General features: G+C 63.0%; 22 protein-coding genes. 9 read left to right on the top strand and 13 right to left on the bottom strand.

Annotation, left to right across the window (positions count from 1 at the left end; all coding sequences use genetic code 11):
• Positions 1–55: 55 nt before the first annotated feature.
• The 4 genes from pyk to ACY34H_RS07425 form a co-directional block, all read right to left on the bottom strand.
• Complete coding sequence (pyk, locus tag ACY34H_RS07410; RefSeq protein ID WP_464976844.1) at positions 56–1,504, bottom strand: pyruvate kinase; 1,449 nt, start codon at positions 1,502–1,504, stop codon at positions 56–58.
• 112 nt (positions 1,505–1,616) lie between these two features.
• Complete coding sequence (locus tag ACY34H_RS07415; protein WP_464976845.1) at positions 1,617–2,831, bottom strand: phosphoglycerate kinase; 1,215 nt, start codon at positions 2,829–2,831, stop codon at positions 1,617–1,619.
• 66 nt (positions 2,832–2,897) lie between these two features.
• The gene (locus ACY34H_RS07420; RefSeq protein WP_464976846.1) at positions 2,898–3,230 is read right to left on the bottom strand and encodes an AzlD domain-containing protein; all 333 of its coding nucleotides are present in this window, start codon (positions 3,228–3,230) and stop codon (positions 2,898–2,900) included.
• A complete protein-coding gene (locus ACY34H_RS07425; protein ID WP_464976847.1) occupies positions 3,223–3,972 on the bottom strand; it encodes an AzlC family ABC transporter permease in 750 nt (249 codons plus the stop codon). Before ACY34H_RS07425 ends, ACY34H_RS07420 begins: the two co-directional genes overlap by 8 nt.
• Positions 3,973–4,126: 154 nt before the next feature.
• Between ACY34H_RS07425 and ACY34H_RS07430 the strand changes: the two genes are divergently transcribed.
• From ACY34H_RS07430 to ACY34H_RS07445, 4 genes are all read left to right on the top strand, one after another.
• Positions 4,127–4,318, top strand: a complete 192-nt coding sequence (locus ACY34H_RS07430) for a zinc-finger domain-containing protein (protein WP_130187406.1) — start codon at positions 4,127–4,129, stop codon at positions 4,316–4,318.
• A 30-nt stretch (positions 4,319–4,348) separates the two neighbouring features.
• Positions 4,349–4,768, top strand: a complete 420-nt coding sequence (locus ACY34H_RS07435) for a YybH family protein (protein WP_464976848.1) — start codon at positions 4,349–4,351, stop codon at positions 4,766–4,768.
• A 146-nt stretch (positions 4,769–4,914) separates the two neighbouring features.
• Positions 4,915–5,895, top strand: a complete 981-nt coding sequence (locus tag ACY34H_RS07440) for a YheT family hydrolase (protein WP_464976849.1) — start codon at positions 4,915–4,917, stop codon at positions 5,893–5,895.
• 3 nt (positions 5,896–5,898) lie between these two features.
• A complete protein-coding gene (locus ACY34H_RS07445; RefSeq protein WP_464976850.1) occupies positions 5,899–6,498 on the top strand; it encodes a DUF2946 family protein in 600 nt (199 codons plus the stop codon).
• On the opposite strand, the gene ACY34H_RS07450 is transcribed toward ACY34H_RS07445, so the two are convergent.
• Positions 6,407–8,197, bottom strand: a complete 1,791-nt coding sequence (locus ACY34H_RS07450) for a beta-barrel assembly-enhancing protease (RefSeq protein WP_464976851.1) — start codon at positions 8,195–8,197, stop codon at positions 6,407–6,409. The genes ACY34H_RS07445 and ACY34H_RS07450 overlap by 92 nt on opposite strands.
• Positions 8,198–8,240: 43 nt before the next feature.
• Between ACY34H_RS07450 and moaC the strand changes: the two genes are divergently transcribed.
• From moaC to ACY34H_RS07465, 3 genes are all read left to right on the top strand, one after another.
• Entirely contained in the window at positions 8,241–8,720 is a 480-nt protein-coding gene (gene moaC / locus ACY34H_RS07455) for a cyclic pyranopterin monophosphate synthase MoaC (RefSeq protein ID WP_464976852.1), read from the top strand.
• 190 nt (positions 8,721–8,910) lie between these two features.
• Entirely contained in the window at positions 8,911–9,774 is an 864-nt protein-coding gene (locus ACY34H_RS07460) for a DUF2806 domain-containing protein (protein WP_464976853.1), read from the top strand.
• A gap of 217 nt (positions 9,775–9,991) precedes the next feature.
• Positions 9,992–10,645: a flagellar brake protein gene (locus tag ACY34H_RS07465; protein ID WP_464976854.1), complete on the top strand. Its 654-nt coding sequence runs from the start codon at positions 9,992–9,994 to the stop codon at positions 10,643–10,645.
• Between the two features lie 52 nt (positions 10,646–10,697).
• On the opposite strand, the gene ACY34H_RS07470 is transcribed toward ACY34H_RS07465, so the two are convergent.
• The 8 genes from ACY34H_RS07470 to recA all read right to left on the bottom strand — a co-directional run bounded on the left by ACY34H_RS07470 (position 10,698) and on the right by recA (position 16,464).
• Positions 10,698–11,174: a pilin gene (locus ACY34H_RS07470; protein WP_464976976.1), complete on the bottom strand. Its 477-nt coding sequence runs from the start codon at positions 11,172–11,174 to the stop codon at positions 10,698–10,700.
• A 5-nt stretch (positions 11,175–11,179) separates the two neighbouring features.
• Positions 11,180–11,356 (bottom strand): hypothetical protein, encoded by a 177-nt coding sequence (locus tag ACY34H_RS07475; protein WP_464976855.1) that lies wholly within the window; start codon positions 11,354–11,356, stop codon positions 11,180–11,182.
• Positions 11,357–11,379: 23 nt separating this feature from the next.
• Positions 11,380–11,970 carry an FHA domain-containing protein gene (locus tag ACY34H_RS07480; RefSeq protein WP_464976856.1) on the bottom strand — a complete coding sequence of 197 codons (591 nt, stop codon included), beginning with the start codon at positions 11,968–11,970 and terminating at the stop codon, positions 11,380–11,382.
• A gap of 76 nt (positions 11,971–12,046) precedes the next feature.
• On the bottom strand, positions 12,047–12,928 hold the full coding sequence (sucD, locus tag ACY34H_RS07485) for a succinate--CoA ligase subunit alpha (protein ID WP_131143733.1): 882 nt from the start codon (positions 12,926–12,928) through the stop codon (positions 12,047–12,049).
• 13 nt (positions 12,929–12,941) lie between these two features.
• The gene (sucC, locus tag ACY34H_RS07490) at positions 12,942–14,111 is read right to left on the bottom strand and encodes an ADP-forming succinate--CoA ligase subunit beta (RefSeq protein WP_464976857.1); all 1,170 of its coding nucleotides are present in this window, start codon (positions 14,109–14,111) and stop codon (positions 12,942–12,944) included.
• Positions 14,112–14,165: 54 nt separating this feature from the next.
• Positions 14,166–14,414 carry a hypothetical protein gene (locus ACY34H_RS07495; RefSeq protein ID WP_464976858.1) on the bottom strand — a complete coding sequence of 83 codons (249 nt, stop codon included), beginning with the start codon at positions 14,412–14,414 and terminating at the stop codon, positions 14,166–14,168.
• A gap of 361 nt (positions 14,415–14,775) precedes the next feature.
• Complete coding sequence (gene recX, locus ACY34H_RS07500; protein WP_464976859.1) at positions 14,776–15,246, bottom strand: recombination regulator RecX; 471 nt, start codon at positions 15,244–15,246, stop codon at positions 14,776–14,778.
• 147 nt (positions 15,247–15,393) lie between these two features.
• On the bottom strand, positions 15,394–16,464 hold the full coding sequence (recA, locus tag ACY34H_RS07505) for a recombinase RecA (protein ID WP_464976860.1): 1,071 nt from the start codon (positions 16,462–16,464) through the stop codon (positions 15,394–15,396).
• 172 nt (positions 16,465–16,636) lie between these two features.
• On the opposite strand from recA, the gene ACY34H_RS07510 reads away from it, so the two are divergent.
• Both ACY34H_RS07510 and ACY34H_RS07515 read left to right on the top strand, forming a co-directional pair.
• A complete protein-coding gene (locus ACY34H_RS07510; RefSeq protein WP_464976861.1) occupies positions 16,637–17,326 on the top strand; it encodes a response regulator in 690 nt (229 codons plus the stop codon).
• Complete coding sequence (locus ACY34H_RS07515) at positions 17,323–18,840, top strand: sensor histidine kinase N-terminal domain-containing protein (RefSeq protein ID WP_464976862.1); 1,518 nt, start codon at positions 17,323–17,325, stop codon at positions 18,838–18,840. Before ACY34H_RS07510 ends, ACY34H_RS07515 begins: the two co-directional genes overlap by 4 nt.
• Positions 18,841–18,929 lie beyond the last annotated feature (89 nt).

Consider the following 18,929-nt stretch of genomic DNA (forward strand, 5'->3'; position numbering starts at 1 on the left):
ACTGCGCGCGCTGGGGGGCAATCCTGGCTGCTGCCTGGCGTCTCTCCTGAATTCTTTAGGAGAACTCTCCTACTTTGACGATCTTCAGTGCATTGGTGCCGCCCACCTGGCCCATCGGCTCGCCCCAGGTGACGACGATCATGTCGCCCTTCTTGGCGATGCCGTATTCGACCAGCAGTTCCTCGGCCTGTTTCAGCACTTCGCTGCTGGTGCCCTGCTGCAGCAGATAGTGCGCGCGCACGTTGCGGAAGATCGACACCTTGCGCTGCGTGGTCACGCTCGGCGTCAGCGCGAAGATCGGCGTATCGATATTGTGGCGGCTCATCCACAGCGGCGTGGAGCCCGACTCGGTCAGCGCCACGATCGCCTTCACGCGCAGGTGGTGCGCGGTGAACAGCGCGCCGTAGGCGATCGACTGGTCGATGCGGGAAAAACGCACGTTCAGGAAATCGGCATCGAGCTTATTGTATTCGGACTGCTCGGCGTCCACGCACACGGCGGCCATCATCTCGACGGTCTCGACCGGGTAGCGGCCGGAAGCCGTTTCGGCGGAGGTCATCACCGCATCGGTGCCGTCCAGCACGGCATTGGCCACGTCCGACACTTCGGCGCGGGTCGGCACGGCGTTGAAGATCATCGATTCCATCATCTGCGTGGCGGTGATGGCGAACTTGTTCGACTCGCGCGCCATGCGGATCATGCGCTTCTGCAGCGCCGGCACGGCGGCATTGCCCACTTCCACGGCCAGGTCGCCACGGGCGACCATGATGCCGTCGGAAGCATTGAGGATTTCCTGCAGCGCCGGAATCGCTTCGGCGCGCTCGATCTTGGCGATCATCTGCGGCTTGTGGCCGTACGGCTCGCCGGCGATATTGGCCAACTGGCGCGCCATCGCCATGTCGGTGGCGCTTTTCGGGAACGAGATGGCCAGGTAGTCGGCCTGGAAGCTCATCGCGGTCTTGATGTCTTCCATGTCCTTCGCGGTCAGCGCCGGCGCCGTCAGGCCGCCGCCCTGGCGATTGATGCCCTTGTTGTTCGACAGTTCGCCGCCGATCTTGACCGTGGTGTGGATCTCGTGGCCATGGATGCGGTCGACCACCAGCACGATCAGGCCGTCGTTCAGCAGCAGCACGTCATTGCCGCGCAGGTCGTTCGGCAGCGCCTTGTAGTCGAGGCCCACGCGTTCCTGGTTGCCCAGCTCGCCGTTCTCGCCCCATTTCGCGTCGAGGATGAACTTGTCGCCGTTGACCAGGTCGATCTTGCCGCCTTCGAACTTGCCGACACGGATCTTCGGGCCCTGCATGTCCGCCATGATCGCGACTTCCCGGCCGCATTCCGCTGCGGCCTGGCGCACGAGGTTGGCGCGATCGATGTGATCCTGGGCCTTGCCGTGCGAGAAGTTCAGCCGCACCACGTCCACGCCTGCCCGGATCATCCGGATCAGAACGTTCAGGTCGGTGGAAGCGGGGCCGATGGTTGCGACGATTTTGGTGCCACGAGACATTGCGGATTCCTCGAAGAATGGGTCGATCAGGTGTAGGTCGATCGAGTGGGGACCGATCGGTTCAAGTCGTTCAAAGTGAAAAGCGCAGCGACGGTGCGCTGCGCTTCTTCATTTACTTGCTGCCTTGCTCGGCTGAGCGAGACGCCAGGATTTCCACCGCCGGGAGGGTTTTGCCTTCGAGGAATTCCAGGAAGGCGCCGCCGCCGGTGGAGATATAACCAATTTTATCGGTAATGGCGTATTTTGCAATCGCCGCCAGCGTATCGCCGCCGCCGGCGATCGAGAAGGCCTTCGAACCGGCGATCGCCAGCGCCAGCGTTTTCGTGCCTTCGCCGAACTGGTCGAATTCGAACACGCCGACCGGACCGTTCCAGACGATGGTGCCGGCCGCGGCGATCTGCCCGGCCAGCATCTGGGCCGTTTTCGGGCCGATATCGAGGATCATGTCGTCGTCCGCCACGTCCGCCACGTCCTTGACGGTGGCGGCGGCGGTCGGCGAGAACTCCTTGGCGCACACCACGTCGACGGGAATCGGCACCTGCGCGCCGCGCTTGGCCATCATGTCGATGATGGCCCTGGCTTCTTCCACCAGGTCGGGCTCGGCCAGCGACTTGCCGATCTTCAGGCCGGCGGCCAGCATGAACGTGTTGGCGATGCCGCCGCCCACGACCAGGTTGTCGACCTTGTCGGCCAGCGATTTCAGGATCGACAGCTTGGACGAGACCTTCGAGCCGGCAACGATCGCCAGCAGCGGCCGGGCCGGCGCACCCAGCGCCTTGCCCAGTGCATCGAGTTCGGCGGCCAGCAGCGGGCCGGCAGCGGCGACCGGTGCGAACTTGGCGATGCCGTGCGTGGAAGCCTCGGCGCGGTGGGCGGTGCCGAAGGCGTCGTTCACGTAGACGTCGCACAGCTTCGCCATCTTCTGCGCCAGTTCGTCGGCGTTTTTCTTTTCGCCCTTGTTGACGCGCACGTTCTCCAGCAGCACGACCTGGCCATCCTGCAGGTTCTCCAGGCCGGTACCGTCGACCCAGCCCTGCTTCAGTTCGACCGGCTGGCCGAGCAGCTCGGCCAGGCGCGCGGCGACCGGCGCCAGGCTGTCTTCCTGCTTGAACTCGCCTTCGGTCGGACGACCCAGGTGGGACGTGACCATGACCTTCGCGCCAGCCTTGACGGCGGCCTGGATCGCCGGAACGGAAGCGCGGATGCGCGTATCTTCGGTGATATTGCCGGCATCATCCTGCGGCACGTTGAGGTCGGCGCGAATGAACACCCGCTTGCCTTGCAGCGCGTTTTGCGCGATCAGATCCTGGAGACGAATGAAGGACATGGCTTCCAAAGGGACAGTGGTAGAAAGAACACTATTTTACCGCATGCCCGGGGTGGCAAGACCTTATTAGGATAAATGTAACAACCGTAGAGCGGTGAAGAACAGCATGCCGACCACGATCGTCTCGAGCATGCGGCGGCGCCAGGCGAACCACGCCACCGAAGCGATGCCGGCTACGAGCCTGGCATTGCCGGGGTCGAGATGGACGACGCCGGCGCCATCGAGCAGCAGGTCCGGCGCGATGATGGCCGCCAGCGCGCACGACGGCGCATAGCGCAGCATTTCCTGCACCCGCGGCGGGATCGTGACCTTGTGGCCCACCAGCCAGAAGCCGCTGCGCGTCAGCGCGGTGGCGATCGCCAGCGAGACGATGACGATCCAGATTTCCAGGTCAGACATGGTTGGCCTCGCTGCTTTCCTTGCGTTTTGCCCGGCGCCTGTCACCGGTTTCCTCGACCACCATCGCGGTCACCATCCCCACCACCACCGCGGCGAGCAAGCCCAGCTTGTAAGGCAGGCCGGTCGCCAGCACGGAGACGGCGGCGGCCACCAGCACGCCGCACAGCGCTGGCTTGCTGGCAACCATCGGCACCAGGATGCAGACAATCGCCAGCGTGCCGGCAAATCCCAGGCCCCACTCGGTGGGCACGGCATTGCCGAGGAAAATGCCGACGATCGAGCCGATCTGCCACGCCGCGCAATTCGGGTACAGCAAGCCCTTCAGGAACGACACCTTGCCGGGCGCGGGGTCGGGATCGGGATAGCGCTGCAGGTACAGGGCCACCGAGATGTCGCCCGACACGAAGCCGAGGCCCAGGCGCTTGTGCCAGGGCAGCGAGGCGAAGTGCGGGGCGAGCAATACCGAAAAGATGACGAAGCGCAGGTTGATCACCAGCGCAGTCACGAAGATCACCCAGACCGGCGCGTTGGCGGCGATCAGCGGCAGCGCCGCCAGCTGGGCGGAACCGGCAAACACCAGCAGGGTCATGCCCAGGGCCTGCGGGATCGTCAGGCCGGACTTGATCATCGCCACGCCGACCACCACGCCCCACGCTGCGATGCCGAACAGGGTCGGCAGGCCGGTGCGGAAACCGTCGCGCCAGGCAGCGGCGTCGTGGGTGGCGAAGTCCTGGTTGCTCATGTGGTGTAATCGCCACACATTGCAAACTTGCTGGCGGCCCGGGCTTTGATTGGATGGAAGATACTCTGGAATAAGCGCGACATTGTACTGGCGATTCTTCCGGCACGCCCGAATCCGTTAAAATCGTGCTTTTTGAACTCCGGAGCACCAGAAGATGACCCAAGCCACCACGCCAGTCGAACTCGAAGGTAAGGACCTGCCGGCATACTGCCCGAACCCGGCCATGCCGCTGTGGTCCTCGCACCCGCGCGTGTTCCTGGATTTCGCCAAGAACCAGGAAGCGAAGTGCCCCTATTGCGGCACCACGTATCGCCTGAAGCCCGGCACGGTCGTCGGTCACCACTAAGATAACCATTTCATTCGGGGCGGAGGCGCCATGAAGAAAAAGCAGCATAACGGCAGCCCCGCCGAGGTCGAAGCGGCCTTCTACGACGCGCTGAACCGGGCCGACGTGGATGCGCTGATGGCGCTGTGGGCGGACGACGAGGAAATCGTCTGCGTTCACCCGAACGGCACCCGGCTGCTCGGCCACCGCGCCATCCGTGCATCGTGGGAAGTCCTGCTGGAACACGGCGGCCTGCATATCCTGCCTTCGCAACTGCACGAAATGCACAACCTGATGAGCGCCGTGCACACCGTCGTCGAAGGCGCCACCGCCGCCACCGGCGAGCCGCAACACCTGGTGGCCACCAACGTCTACGTGAAAACGCCGAAAGGCTGGCGCATGGCCGTCCACCACGTCTCGGTTGCTCCCGGCCCCGTGCCGACCGACGCGCCCAGCCAGGTCTTGCACTAACAAAAAACTGGGGACGTACCCCTGTTTTCAGGAAATTTTTACCTGGACCGGACCGCGCGCTCTGCGTCGAGCCGCCCTTTTCCTGCAAACAAGGGTACGTCCCCAGTTTTGCCTGCAAACAAGGGTACGTCCCCAGTTTTGTCACGATGAACTATTCCGCGCCCTTCTGGCTGCCCAACGGCCACTTCCAGACGATCTACCCGGCCAAGTGCATCCCGAAGCCGGCGGTGCGGTTTCGCCGCGAGCGCTGGGAGACGCCGGATGGCGATTTCATCGATGTCGATTTCGTCGACGGCGCCCCCGGCCAGCCGTTCGTCGTGCTGTTCCACGGCCTGGAAGGCTCGTCCGACAGCCATTATTGCCGCGCGCTCGGCAAGGAACTGATGGACCGCGGCTGGTCTGGCGCCATCCCCCACTTCCGCGGCTGCTCGGGCGAGGCCAACCTGGCCCCGCGCTTCTACCACTCCGGCGATGCGGCCGAGGTGGACTGGGTGCTGCGCCGCCTGCACCAGCGCGCGACCGGCAGGTTCTACGCTTGCGGCGTGTCGCTGGGCGGCAATGCGCTGCTGCGCTGGCTGGGCGAATCGCAGCACGCGGCGGAATTCGTCGAAGCCGCGGTGGCCGTCTCCGCGCCGCTCGACCTGGCGCGCGGCGGCGAGGCACTGGGACGCGGCTTCAACCGCCTCTACCAGCGCATGTTCCTGCAGACGCTGAAACCGAAATGCGCGGCCAAGCTGGCGCATTTCCCCGGCCTGTTCGACCTCGATGCGATGCATGCCGCGCGCGACCTCTACACATTCGACAACGTGGTCACCGCGCCGCTGCACGGCTACCGCGATACCGACGATTACTGGAACCGCGCCAGCGCGAAGCACGTGCTGGGCGACATCACCGTGCCCACGCTCGTGCTGAACGCGCTGAACGATCCTTTCCTGCCCGGCATCCACCTGCCGCGCCGGGCGTCGACACACGTGGTGCTCGACTACCCCGAAGAAGGCGGCCACGTGGGCTTTGCCACCGGCCGCCTGCCCGGTTCGCTGATGTGGCTGCCGCGCCGGATGATGCATTTCCTCGAGGGCGGCCACAGCATCGGCGCGCCGCAAACGGCCCCGTTGTGCGAAGCTTGAGACATGGATGATATTGTCAAACAGGCCATGGTCAAATGGCCGAACGTGCCGCACTGCTACGGCTGGCTGGCGCTGGACGCGCGCGGCAACTGGCGCATGCGCGACGACAACGCGCAGCGCCTCGGGCTGCCCGGCGACAAGCTGGCGAATGCCGCGCTGGTCGGCTTCATAGCCCGCAATTACCAGCGCGATGAACGGGGTTGCTGGTATTTCCAGAACGGCCCGCAGCGCGTGTACGTGAACCTGGAAACCACGCCGTTCGTTGCCCGCACCGATCCCGCCCACGGCTTCGTGCTGCACACGGGTGCGCCCCTGGACAACATCGAGGCGGCATTCATCACCGAGGCGGGCGAGCTGATCCTGCAAGCCGGGGACATCGTCGCCCAGCTGGACGACCGGGACGTCGCCCAGGCGCTGGGTGCCGTCCAGGCGGCCGGCGAACCGCTTGGCGATGACGCGCTATTGGCCTGGCTGGAAGGCGGCTCGCTGGCCGCCCCGGCCGCATTGCAGGTCAGCGGCAGTTGCGTGCCGTTGCAGAAAACGGATCGCGACGCTGTAGCGGATCGGTTCGGCTTCCGGAAAGTGCCCACGCCGGCCGGGTAACGGGGCAGTCTTCGTCGGCCTTGTCCGCGCCGTTGCGGCCGAACGGATCGTCCCTGGCAGTGCCAGTACCCGTGCCAGTACCCGTGCCAGTGCCGGCGGCGCCGGCGCTGACGCGGAACGATGCGCTGCCGAAGTCCTTGTCCTTCTTCTCGCCCATCGCCTCGCGCCGCCGGGCCTGCCATTCGCGCTCGCGCGCATCGATCACCGCGTGTTCATAGAACGACGCATCGGCCGACTTGCGCGCCAGTTGCAGCTGGTCGAGCGCGGCCATCGTGCCGCCCAGCAGCGCATACGATTCGGCCAGCGCGATGTGCTGCAGCGCGATCTTGCCCATCTTCGAATACGCCTGCGCCAGCAGGTCCTGCAGTTCCGGCTCGCTGCGGTATTGCTGGAGCTGGTCGCGCAGGAAGCGCTCGGCCTGCTCCGGCTTGCCGCCCTTGATCAGCGCATCCGCATATTGCCAGACGATGCCGCGCGATAGCGGGTACCTGGCATGTGCTTCCTCGCCTTCGGCGATGGCCTGGGCCAGCACGGCGGGGTTCTTTTCCTGGTCGACCTTGATTTCCAGCGAGGTGTACGCAAGGATACTTGCCGAGATGCCCTTCGGCAGTGGCGAGCTGAAGGCGCCGGGCGCGGGCGGGCGCTCGACCGTCGCGCGGGCCTTGTCGAGCCAGTCCTCGGCGCCCTTGTAGTCGTCGCGCTGCAATGCCAGGAACGCCATGCCGTACTGGCCGGCGGCGATCTCGTGGCGGCTTTGCTGCGCCATCTGGTTGCGGAAGAATTCCTCCGACTGCGCATAGCCCTTGGTCGACTGGTCCTGCAGCACGCGGGCGCGCGAGCGGACGAGGAAGAAATCGAGCGCATCGACCCGCTGCCGGTAAGGCGCTTCGCGGATGCGGGCCTGGATGTCGGCGATCCGCTCGGTCGTCAGCGGGTGGCTCATCAGCCATGGCATCGAGGTGTCGTACATCTTCGTCGCATTCTGCATGCGCTGGAAGAAAGCCACCATGCCGGTGGTCTCGTAGCCAGCCGCGCCCATGATCTGGAAGCCCACGCGGTCCGCCTCGCGCTCCGCCTCGCGGCCGAAGTTCAGCTGGCGCTGGATCGCCACGCCCTGCCCGCCCATCATCACGCCCATCGCCGCATCCGGACTGTCCTTGGCGACCAGCGCGGCCAGGATCATTGCGGCCAGCGGGATCAGCGCATCGGTTTTCTGCTCGCCCAGCTGCCGGGCGATGTGCCGCTGCGCCACGTGACCGATCTCGTGCGACAGCACCGAGGCCAGCTCCGATTCCGACTGCGCGGCCAGCAGCAGCGCCGAGTGCACGCCGATGAAGCCGCCCGGCAGCGCGAACGCGTTCTGCATCGGATCGCGCACGGCGAAGAAGAAGTAATCGTAGTTCGCTTCGCCGCGCGCACCCGGCCGGGCCGATACCAGCGTATTGCCCAGGTTGTTCAGGTAATCGATGATCGGCGGATCGGCGAGATAATCGCGGTTGAAGCGGATATCGCGCATGATCTCCTCGCCCAGCTTGCGCTCGATGACCGGCGACAGGGCCTCGCGCGACGTGTCGCCCAGGCTTGGCAGGCTCGGCACGTTGGTCGGCGATTGGGCCTGCGCGGCGGGAACGATGGACGACACTGCAAGCGAAACAGCGAGGGACAGCAGGAAACGGCGGGGGAATCGAATGGCATTCACGGTGCTATGATACCTGTTCTATATAAGTAACTCGGTTCTCCGCATGTCCGAACTCACCCATTTCGATACCGCCGGCCAGGCCCATATGGTCGACGTCGGCGCCAAGGCCGAAACCCACCGCATCGCTGTCGCTACCGGCAGTATCCGGATGAAACCGGAAACGCTGGCCATCATTCTATCGGGAACCGCGAAGAAAGGTGACGTCCTCGGCATCGCCCGCATTGCCGCCATCATGGGCGCCAAGCGTACCAGCGACCTGGTGCCGCTGTGCCACCCACTGGCGCTGACCCGCGTGACCGTGGATTTTGAAACCGACGAAGCCGCTTCGACGGTGCATTGCCGGGCGCAGGTGGAAACCTACGGCAAGACCGGCGTCGAGATGGAGGCGCTGACCGCCGTGCAGGTGGGGCTGTTGACCGTGTACGACATGTGCAAGGCAGTCGACCGGGGCATGGTGATGACGGAAATCCGCGTGCGGGAAAAGCATGGCGGCAAGTCGGGCGATTGGTCTTCCACGAGTTAACTGCCGAACCACCGCCGTGTATTAATACGGGCCCATGCATGCCTTGAATAGTTCGAGGTAAATCGCGATCCCCGGTTGTTGCAGTGCGTTCTCTGGACAGGTCCCGGAATGCTTGATCGCTTATCGTTCGTCCGGTATTCTTATTGAAAAGCCAATACCAAGAACCATAAGCGACACCACCAGGAAGACAATGACCGAGCTAACCGATCTCGCCGGCTTCGCCGAGCCTGCCAAAATCCTGATTGAAAAGCTGTCGAACGCGGTGGGAATAATTTTTGAACCCCGGCGAATTACGCGCAAGGCATTGGCGGAGGCCACCGCTGCCGAGACCAAGGCACGCAGCGATATCGCGATTCGCGAAATGCACCTGACGGCGCTTGAAAAAAGGACGATGCAACGGCTATTGTTGCAGGAGACGAGAAAGCAGCAGAACATGGAAGACATCGCTGCCATCGCCGTGGAAGAATTGCCGGCGAACGCCGATCCTTCGACACTGGATGAGGATTGGCTGGCACATCTGTTCGACCGTTGCAGCGGCGTGTCCGAGGAGAAGATGCAGAGAGCTTGGGCCAACCTTCTGGCCCGGGAAGCGACGATCCCAGGATCCTTTTCACGGCAAACGGTCAATATCCTTGCAACATTCGAAAAGGAAGATGCTGAAGTTTTCAGGCGGCTGTCACAGCTCGTCTGGACGGTAAACGGCGATCCTGTCGTCCTCATGTACGACGCCGAGGAAGAGGTGTATTCAAGCGTCGGAATATCGTATGAGCAACTCCTGCGTCTGGAAGAACTGGGCGTGATCGCATACGAGCCTGCATCACCGCGCGGCTTTCGCTTCGAGATGCCTTCTCGCCGCATCACTGTCTCTTATTTCGGCAGCTCGGTGAGTCTGCAACTTCCAGAGGATCGGGAAATTCTTGTTGGACCGGTATCGCTCTCGCGAGCGGGTGAAGAGCTGCTATCCATATGCAAGGCTGACAGAAACGACGATTTTCACCGATACATACTCAGCCATTGGGAATTCCTGGGTTATGCGCCACGGGAACTCGATTAAGGCGTCGAGCTTCGGTGCATCCGTACGCGGCCACTGACTTTGCAATACATTCGTCCGGTGCGAGCCAGGGAGTGATTGCAAAATGAAAATATTTAGGTCATTGCTTGCCGTGAGTGGTATTTAAGGTTTTATAATCGCCGGTAAATTTCCACTTGGAAAATCCATGGCCGGCATTCCATCCTCCGAGACTTCGCCTCAGCAGTACACATTCGAACAAATGAATCTGCAAGTCGGCATGCGGCTGCAGGTCATCACCCATCGTGCGCTGCGTCCGGCGCAGAACTTTTCCAGCGTGATCGGCTGGGTAAAGGATGAATACGTAATCATCAAGATCCCGTTCGAACAGGGGGCGCCGATCGCCTTGTACGAAGGCGACAAGGTGACGCTGCGGGTGTTCTCCGGCGTGAACGTGTGCTCGTTCGACGCCATCGTCGAGCGCATTTTCGGCCGGCCGCTGCTGTATGCCCACATCACATTTCCCAAGCAGATCCATGGTACCAGCCTGCGCATGGCGATGCGGGTCAAGGTGGACATCCCGGCGCAGGTCAAGACTGCCGGAGGGCACGAGCAAGTGGGATTCCTGGTGAACCTCAGTGTTTCCGGCGCGCTGATGAATACGCGGCGGCCGATTCCCGAGGAAGCAGAACCCGTGGTCGTGCAATTCACGCTGCTGACGGAGCCGGACAAGCGGCAGGTGATCATTACCGTCAAGGCATCGGTGCGCAATGTCAGCGCCGCGCATCCGGCAGCCGATGGCCGGCCGACGTATGGCTATGGGATGCAGTTCATCGATGTCGATCCGGCGCACTACATGATGCTGCAGAATTTGACGTACCAGGCGATGATCACGGATCGGCAGAAGATCGTTTGATGCAGGCGTAAAAAAACCGGGCCGAGGCCCGGTTTCGCCATCAGGACCCGGTTTAAGGGGTGGTGCTGGCAGGCGGGGTTACGCTGTTCTTCTTGATTGCCTCAGCCGCGGCGGTGTTACCCACGGTAGTGTCGATCGCCCACGTCATGGCCGAGCCATTTGCGGCCAAGGCCGGCGTGAACGTGATCGTCTCGCCATTGACATCGGTGCCCAGGCCATCTGCGAGCGTCAACACAATCTCACCATCGGTCACGGTTGCGGAAGCCACTTCCTTGGTTGCAGTGAATGCAGTCGTGGCCGGGATACCGCCGCTACCGTTGTCGCACTCGTCCACCGAACCGCCGGCTTCCTGGGCGCACACGGCAACTGCGGTCTTCAGCGAGTCGGCAGCGGAAACGGCATTGGCCATCTTGGCCTTGACGGTGTAGTCGCTGTACGCCGGAATCGCCACCGCTGCCAGGATGCCGATGATCGCCACGACGATCATCAGTTCGATCAGGGTGAAACCGGCTTGGGCTTTCTGGTTCATGGATTTCATGGTGTTGCTCCTTCAGGTAATAAACGAAACGGGTTGGGATGATTGATGTAGAGCAATCCCCGTGCCAGCCCGGTTTGCGCTATTTCCACGCCGAAAATCGCCATCCGTGGCAGTTCCTGCTGGAAATAGTGACAAATTTCGTCAGTATGATGTGCGTAGATTGTCAGTTGCAAGTAGCATCAGCTGACGAATTTTGTCAGCCCAGCCGAAATGCCATGCGCGTGCCCGAAAGCTCCAGCACGTCGCCATCGGCCAGCGCTTGCGGCAGCTTGCCGAGCGGCATGCCGTTCAGCAGCGGCACGCGGTCGCCGTCGGCATGCACGGCGGCGTAGCCGGCTTCGGTGCGGTTGACGGTCACGACCTGCACGCCGGCGCGGCCGAGGCTGGTTTGCGGCTTGTTCAGCTCCAGCAGGCGGCCGGCATTGCTGCCGTTCAGCACTTCGATGCGGGCCGGCGGAATGGGTACCGGCATGGCGGGAATGCCGCTGATCGGCCGGATGCCGTCGGCCACGAAGTCGATCCGGTACCTGGCCAGCTTGAGGATGTCGCCGGGCTGCAGGAAGTGCTTGCCGACACGGTGGCCGTTGACGAAGGTACCGTTGGTCGACTGCAGGTCTTCCAGGAACGAATCGTCGAGGATGGTGGTAATGGCCGCGTGTTCGCCGCTCACGGTCTGGTGTTCGAGCACGATGTCGTTGTGGCCGTGCCGGCCGATCGTCATGCGCTCTTTCGTCAGCTGCACGGTTCTTTCCAGCACGCCGTCGCGCGAGATCAGGATCTTTGCCAACGCATTTCCTCCGAACGTCTTCACCAAAAAACAACGGGGGCCGCAGCCCCCGTCATTATGGAACAACTTGCTGCAATTACAGCATTGCCTTCAGCAGCTTGGCCATCTCGGACGGGTTCTTCGTCACGGTGATGCCGCACTCTTCCATGATTGCCAGCTTGGCTTCGGCGGTGTCGGCACCGCCGGAGATCAGCGCGCCGGCGTGGCCCATGCGCTTGCCCGGAGGAGCGGTAACACCGGCGATGAAGCCGACGACCGGCTTCTTCATGTTGTCCTTGATCCAGCGTGCGGCGTTGGCTTCGTCAGGACCGCCGATTTCGCCGATCATGATGACCGCGTCGGTGTCCGGATCGTCGTTGAACATGCGCATCACGTCGATGTGCTTCAGGCCGTTGATCGGGTCACCGCCGATGCCCACGGCCGACGACTGGCCCAGGCCCAGCGCGGTCAGCTGGCCAACGGCTTCGTACGTCAGCGTGCCCGAACGGGACACGACGCCGATACGGCCTTTCTTGTGGATGTGGCCCGGCATGATGCCGATCTTGATTTCGTCAGGGGTGATCAGGCCTGGGCAGTTCGGGCCCAGCAGCAGGGTCTTCGAACCGGCCTTTGCCATGCGATCCTTGATTTCCATCATGTCGCGGACAGGAATGCCTTCGGTGATGCAAATCGCCAGTTCCAGCTCGGCTTCGACGGCTTCCCAGATCGCGGCGGCGGCGCCTGCCGGCGGCACGTAGATCACGGAAACGGTTGCACCGGTTTCCGAAGCAGCTTCCTTCACGGAACCAAAGATAGGAATGCCTTCGAAGTCTTCGCCGGCTTTCTTCGGGTTCACGCCTGCCACGAAGGCGTTCTTGCCGTTCGCGTAGTCGCGGCACATGCGGGTGTGGAACTGGCCGGTCTTGCCGGTGATGCCCTGGGTGATGACTTTGGTGTCTTTATTGATCAGAATAGACATGTTGGTTCCTTAATTAAGCTTGACCGGCAGCAGCGGCAACAACGCTCTTCGCTGCGTCTTCCATGGTGTCGGCGGCAATGATCGGCAGGCCGGAGTCGGCCAGCATCTTCTTGCCCAGGTCTTCGTTGGTGCCCTTCATGCGGACGACCAGCGGTACCTGCAGCTGCACTGCCTTCGATGCGGTGATCACGCCTTCGGCGATCACGTCGCAACGCATGATGCCGCCGAAGATGTTCACCAGGATCGCCTTCAGGCCCGGGTTCTTCAGCATGATCTTGAATGCTTCGGTCACTTTCTCGGCCGTAGCACCACCGCCCACGTCCAGGAAGTTGGCCGGCTCGCCGCCGAACAGCTTGATCGTGTCCATCGTGGCCATGGCCAGGCCGGCGCCGTTCACCAGGCAGCCGATATTGCCGTCCAGGGAGATGTATGCCAGGTCGAACTTGGATGCTTCGACTTCGGCCGGATCTTCTTCGTCCAGGTCGCGGTAGGCGACGATTTCCGGGTGACGGAACAGGGCGTTCGAATCGAAGTTGAACTTCGCGTCCAGGGCGATCACTTTGCCGTCGCCGGTCAGGATCAGCGGGTTGATTTCAGCCAGCGATGCATCGGTGTCCCAGTAGGCTTTGTACAGGCCTTGCAGGTTCGCGCGAGCGTCGGCAATCGAGCCTTCCGGCACGCCGATCTTGCGGGCGACGTCGTCGGCATCCGCGTCGGTCAGGCCCACGGCCGGATCGATGATCACGTTGTGGATCTTTTCCGGGTGCGATTCGGCCACTTCTTCGATGTCCATGCCGCCTTCGGAGGAAGCCATCAGCACCACGCGCTGCGAAACACGGTCGGTCACCAGCGAAACGTACAGTTCCTTCTTGATGTCGGCGCCTTCTTCGATCATCAGGCGGCGAACTTTCTGGCCTTCCGGGCCGGTCTGGTGGGTCACCAGCTGCATGCCCATGATCTGTTCGGAGTATTCCTTGACCTGCTCCAGCGACTTGGCGACTTTCACGCCACCGCCTTTGCCACGGCCACCGGCGTGGATCTGCGCCTTGACCACCCAGACCGGGCCGCCCAGCGTTTCGGCAGCTTTCACTGCTTCTTCCACGGACATGCACGGAATGCCGCGCGGAACCGTCACTCCGAACTTCCGGAGGATTTCTTTGCCTTGATACTCATGGATTTTCATGCTGGCTTCCCTTCTGATGCTGAATATGAAATGGGTTTAAAAGTTGCTGCTGCTTCAGTCGTGCGGCACCTGGGCCGAAGAGGCGGCATGAGCCCCCCAGCGTGGTTCGAGACCGGAAAAGTGGCGCGTCATCCCTGCGGATGGCGTGACAGTGTTCAGGTTGAAACGATTTCTTTGCGGGTGCGTGGCGCTGGCGGCAACCGGAACCTTGGAAGCCAGCAGGGTGTCGTCGACTGAGATGACGATGGAATGGGTGCCGAAATCCCATGGTGCGTTCCCGGGCGCGAACGCCAGGAGGTCCATGGAGCGCAGTGGGGAAGGCGCACTCTTCAGAGGATTTGACAGAGACATAACACCGATGCCGCTCGCGCGGCCAAATTAGTAAGCAGCCATGTACTGATTTCGTACGTTGCCGCAGCTTCTACGGACAACCACCGCACCCGCGGTGCTGCATAAAACCACAAAAGTGTAGCACACCGGGCAGGCACTGGATAGCAACGTGATCGTACAACTTCGAGCCGTCGAGGGCGCCACGGCGGCGCGCCACAGATGAGAACTGGTGACAGGCACCGGTTTTCCAGGAACATTGCCTGGAAAATAGGGTCCGTCCCCATTTTTCAGGCAACAAAAAAGCAGCCGGGGGCTGCTCTACGTGGCATGAATATCAGATATTCCCAAACTCGTCATCCGGGTCGTAGCCCTTCATGGCCGCGCGCACGGCTTTTTGCGAAAAGCCGCGGCCGATGAGGAAGCGCATCTGCTTGGCGCGGCCTTCGGCATCCTCGGCAACCTTGCCGTGGTACTTGCGGCGCCAGACCTCGCAGCAGCGCGCCACTTCGTCTTCGACGAGACCGGCTTTCAGTTCCTGCAGCGCTTCGCCCTTGACGCCGTGGCTTTGCAGTTCGGCCAGGATGCGGCTGTTGCCGTAGCGCGCCGAGCGGCGATGGATCAGCGACTCGGAAAAGCGCTCTTCCGACAACCACTTGTTTTTCTCGAGCCAGTCGAGCAAGGCATCGACGTCGTCGCCCTCCTCGGCATGGCGGGCCAGCTTGCGGGCCAGTTCCATGCGGCTGTGCTCGCGGGTGGACAGCAGGCGCAGGGCGCGGGCTTTCAGGCTGGGGGGGGGTGCACGCATCGGGAGTCGGCGGTGGGAGAAGAAAAAGCGGCCAGTATAAAAAACATCGCCACCGCCGCAAAGCGGTCGGTGGCGATGAAGAGCTTCAACAAGCCCAGGATCAGTGACATTGCGGGACCGAAGACCGGAGCCTCCAGCCCGCCGCCATCAGTCGACGGCCTTCAGCTTTGGTGCCGGTGCATCGCCCTCGGTCGGCGGCAGTTCGCGCACGCCCAGCGAAGCGCGGACCTTGTTCTCGATCTCGCGGGCCAGTGCCGGCCGTTCGCGCAGGAAGGTGCGGGCATTGTCCTTGCCTTGACCGATGCGCTCGCCGCCGTAGCTGTACCACGAGCCGGACTTCTCGACGATCTTTGCTTCCACGCCCAGGTCGATGATCTCGCCTTCGCGGGAGGTGCCTTCGCCATACAGGATGTCGAAGTGCGCTTCCTTGAACGGCGGCGCGATCTTGTTCTTGACGACCTTGACCTTCGTTTCGTTACCGATCACCTCGTCGCCGGACTTGATCGAGCCGGTGCGGCGGATATCCAGGCGCACGGACGCGTAGAACTTCAGCGCGTTACCGCCGGTGGTGGTTTCAGGCGAACCGAACATCACGCCGATCTTCATGCGGATCTGGTTGATGAAGATGACCAGCGTGTTGGTGCGGTTGATCGTGCCGGTCAGCTTGCGCAGCGCCTGGGACATCAGGCGTGCCTGCAGGCCCGGCAGCGAATCGCCCATGTCGCCTTCGATCTCGGCACGCGGCGTCAGCGCCGCCACGGAGTCGATGACGATCATGTCGACGGAACCGGAACGCACCAGCGCGTCGCAGATTTCCAGCGCCTGTTCGCCCGTGTCCGGCTGCGAAATCAGCAGCTCGTGCAGGTTCACGCCCAGCTTTTGCGCATACGTCACGTCCAGCGCGTGCTCGGCGTCGATGAATGCGCAGGTGCCGCCGAGTTTTTGCATTTCGGCGATCGTCTGCAAGGTCAGCGTGGTTTTACCGGACGATTCCGGGCCGTAGATCTCGACCACGCGGCCGCGCGGCAGGCCGCCGACGCCGAGGGCGATATCCAGGCCCAGCGAGCCCGTGGAGACGGTCTGGACTTCTTCCAGCGGGGCGGACGAATCCATCCGCATGACGGAACCCTTGCCGAACTGCTTTTCAATCTGAGCCAGCGCCGCGGCAAGCGCTTTGGCTTTTTCGGAGGCAGGTACTGCCGCTTTCTTGTCGTCCATGATTTCTCTTAACCTTTAACTGTTCAATGATTCCGAAATATTCCTGGGTACAACGTGGTACAAGCAGTACTGTATATGTATCCAGTGGTTTATGCAAGCGGAATCCAGTGCTTTTTCCATCCGTCGTCACACATTGAGTACAATGAAATTGCCTCAATGCCCGATTGCCAACATGCGTATTTTACTAGCCGAAGATGACAGCGTCCTGGCGGACGGACTAACGCGCTCGCTGCGCCAGTCCGGCTATGCCATCGACTGCGTGAAGAACGGGCAGGAAGCCGATACTGCCCTGTCCACGCAGGAGTTCGACCTGCTGATCCTGGATCTCGGCCTGCCGAAGCTGCCGGGCCTCGAAGTGCTGCGCCGGCTGCGTTCGCGCGGCTCGCTGCTGCCGGTGCTGATCCTCACGGCGGCCGATTCCGTCGAACAGCGCGTCACGGGCCTGGACCTGGGCGCCGATGACTACATGGCCAAGCCGTTCGCGCTGTCGGAACTGGAAGCGCGCGTGCGCGCCCTCACGCGCCGCGGCCAGGGCGGCGGTTCCGCCATCGTCAAGCACGGCCCGCTTACATATGACCAGGTGGGCCGCAGCGCCTACATCAACGACCAGATGCTCGACCTGTCGGCGCGCGAACTGGGCCTGCTGGAAGTGCTGCTGGCCCGCACCGGCCGCCTCGTCTCGAAGGAGCAGCTGGTGGACCACCTGTGCGAATGGGGCGAGGAAGTCAGCAACAACGCCATCGAGGTCTACGTGCACCGCCTGCGCAAGAAGATCGAGGTGGGCGGCGTGCGCATCGCCACCGTGCGCGGCCTCGGCTACTGTCTCGAGAAATTCTCCAGCGCCGCCGCGGATACCAAGTGAATTCGCCGGCCGACCGGTCCGATGCGGCGTGGAGCCCCGCCCTCGAGGAAGAAGAGGAAATCCAGCACTCGCTGTTCGGCGAAATCCTCGACTGGATGCTGGCCCCGCTGCTGCTGCTGTGGCCGATGAGCATCGCCATTACCTACCTGGTGGCCAAGTCGATCGCCAACCAGCCGTTCGACCACGCGCTGGAAGATGCCGTCACCGTGCTGTCGCAGCAGGTGCGCGAAGTGAACGGCACCGTGGAACATCGCCTCCCCGGCGCGGCGCGCGACATCCTGCGCGCCGACGACGTCGACAGCGTTTACTTCCAGATCCTGGGCCCGCAGGGCCGCCATCTCGACGGCGACCGCGACCTGCCCCGCCCCGAGCCGGAGCCGGACGAAGAGATGACGCCTCCCGGCGCCGTGCGCTTCCGCAACGCCAACCTGCACGGCACGCCCATCCGCGTCGCCTACGCCTACGTGAACCTGGAAGAGCACCGCGAACGCCCGCCCCGCCTGGCGCTGGTGCAGATGGCCGAAACGCTGGAAAAGCGCGCCAGGCTCGCCAACGAGATCATCAAGGGCGTGATCCTGCCCCAGTTCATCATCCTGCCGGTGGTGCTGGCACTTGTCTGGTTTGCCCTGTCGCGCGGGCTGCTGCCGCTGGCCGAGCTGCAGGAACGCATCCGCGCACGCCCGATCGACGACCTGTCGCCGATCGCGCCGAACCAGGTGCCGGAAGAGATCACGCCGCTGGTCCGTTCCCTCAACGAGATGCTGGCGCGGCTGTCGCAATCGATCGAGATGCAGAAGCGCTTCATCGCCGATGCGGCGCACCAGATGAAGACACCGCTGGCCGGCATGCGCATGCAGTCGGAGCTGGCGCTGCGCCAGACCGACCAGGCCGAAATCCACCGCTCGCTGGAGCAGCTGGCGAAAAGCTCGGAGGCGGCCACCCGCCTCGTCAACCAGCTGCTGGCGCTGGCGCGGGCGGAAAACCAGCCGCAGGCCGGCAGCGCGTTCGCATCGCTCGACCTGGCCGAGGTGGCGCGCAATGCCGTGCGCGACTGGGTACCGGCATCGTTCAACTACCGCATCGACCTGGGCTTCGAGGCGCCGGATGCACCGGTGCTCATCGAAGGCAATGCCGTGATGCTGCGCGAGCTGTTGTCGAACCTGATCGACAATGCCTTGCGCTATACGCCGCAAGGCGGCAGCGTCACGGTGCGCGTCAATGAAGGCTCATCGCCGGTGCTGGAAATCGAGGATACCGGTCCCGGCATCCCGTCGGCCGAGCGGCTGCACGTGTTCGAACGCTTCTACCGGATCCTGGGCAGCAGCGCCGAAGGCAGCGGCCTGGGGCTGGCCATCGTGCGCGAGATCGCCCAGCAGCATGGCGTCGAGGTCGACATCTTCAGCAACCCGCGCGCCACCCACCCGAAATATCCCGGCAGCCTGTTCCGGCTGACATTCCCGGCGCGGCCCGCCGAGACGGCCGACGAAGAAGAGACGCCGCCGTACTATGGTTGAACACATGGCTGAATACATGGCTGAATATATGGCTGAATGCATGGCTGACGATTTGGCGGGCTTCATGGCCGACTTCATGGCTGACCTGC

This window comes from Pseudoduganella sp. jia 9, assembly GCF_055502615.1.

Excerpts from the sequence above, each read along its gene's own strand:
- pyk (WP_464976844.1), bottom strand. The coding sequence starts at position 1,504 with ATGTCTCGTGGCACCAAAATCGTCGCAACCATCGGCCCCGCTTCCACC.
- ACY34H_RS07415 (WP_464976845.1), bottom strand. The coding sequence starts at position 2,831 with ATGTCCTTCATTCGTCTCCAGGATCTGATCGCGCAAAACGCGCTGCAA.
- ACY34H_RS07420 (WP_464976846.1), bottom strand. The coding sequence starts at position 3,230 with ATGTCTGACCTGGAAATCTGGATCGTCATCGTCTCGCTGGCGATCGCC.
- ACY34H_RS07425 (WP_464976847.1), bottom strand. The coding sequence starts at position 3,972 with ATGAGCAACCAGGACTTCGCCACCCACGACGCCGCTGCCTGGCGCGAC.
- ACY34H_RS07430 (WP_130187406.1), top strand. The coding sequence starts at position 4,127 with ATGACCCAAGCCACCACGCCAGTCGAACTCGAAGGTAAGGACCTGCCG.
- ACY34H_RS07435 (WP_464976848.1), top strand. The coding sequence starts at position 4,349 with ATGAAGAAAAAGCAGCATAACGGCAGCCCCGCCGAGGTCGAAGCGGCC.
- ACY34H_RS07440 (WP_464976849.1), top strand. The coding sequence starts at position 4,915 with ATGAACTATTCCGCGCCCTTCTGGCTGCCCAACGGCCACTTCCAGACG.
- ACY34H_RS07445 (WP_464976850.1), top strand. The coding sequence starts at position 5,899 with ATGGATGATATTGTCAAACAGGCCATGGTCAAATGGCCGAACGTGCCG.
- moaC (WP_464976852.1), top strand. The coding sequence starts at position 8,241 with ATGTCCGAACTCACCCATTTCGATACCGCCGGCCAGGCCCATATGGTC.
- ACY34H_RS07460 (WP_464976853.1), top strand. The coding sequence starts at position 8,911 with ATGACCGAGCTAACCGATCTCGCCGGCTTCGCCGAGCCTGCCAAAATC.
- ACY34H_RS07465 (WP_464976854.1), top strand. The coding sequence starts at position 9,992 with ATGAATCTGCAAGTCGGCATGCGGCTGCAGGTCATCACCCATCGTGCG.
- ACY34H_RS07470 (WP_464976976.1), bottom strand. The coding sequence starts at position 11,174 with ATGAACCAGAAAGCCCAAGCCGGTTTCACCCTGATCGAACTGATGATC.
- sucD (WP_131143733.1), bottom strand. The coding sequence starts at position 12,928 with ATGTCTATTCTGATCAATAAAGACACCAAAGTCATCACCCAGGGCATC.
- sucC (WP_464976857.1), bottom strand. The coding sequence starts at position 14,111 with ATGAAAATCCATGAGTATCAAGGCAAAGAAATCCTCCGGAAGTTCGGA.
- ACY34H_RS07495 (WP_464976858.1), bottom strand. The coding sequence starts at position 14,414 with ATGGACCTCCTGGCGTTCGCGCCCGGGAACGCACCATGGGATTTCGGC.
- recX (WP_464976859.1), bottom strand. The coding sequence starts at position 15,246 with ATGCGTGCACCCCCCCCCAGCCTGAAAGCCCGCGCCCTGCGCCTGCTG.
- recA (WP_464976860.1), bottom strand. The coding sequence starts at position 16,464 with ATGGACGACAAGAAAGCGGCAGTACCTGCCTCCGAAAAAGCCAAAGCG.
- ACY34H_RS07510 (WP_464976861.1), top strand. The coding sequence starts at position 16,637 with ATGCGTATTTTACTAGCCGAAGATGACAGCGTCCTGGCGGACGGACTA.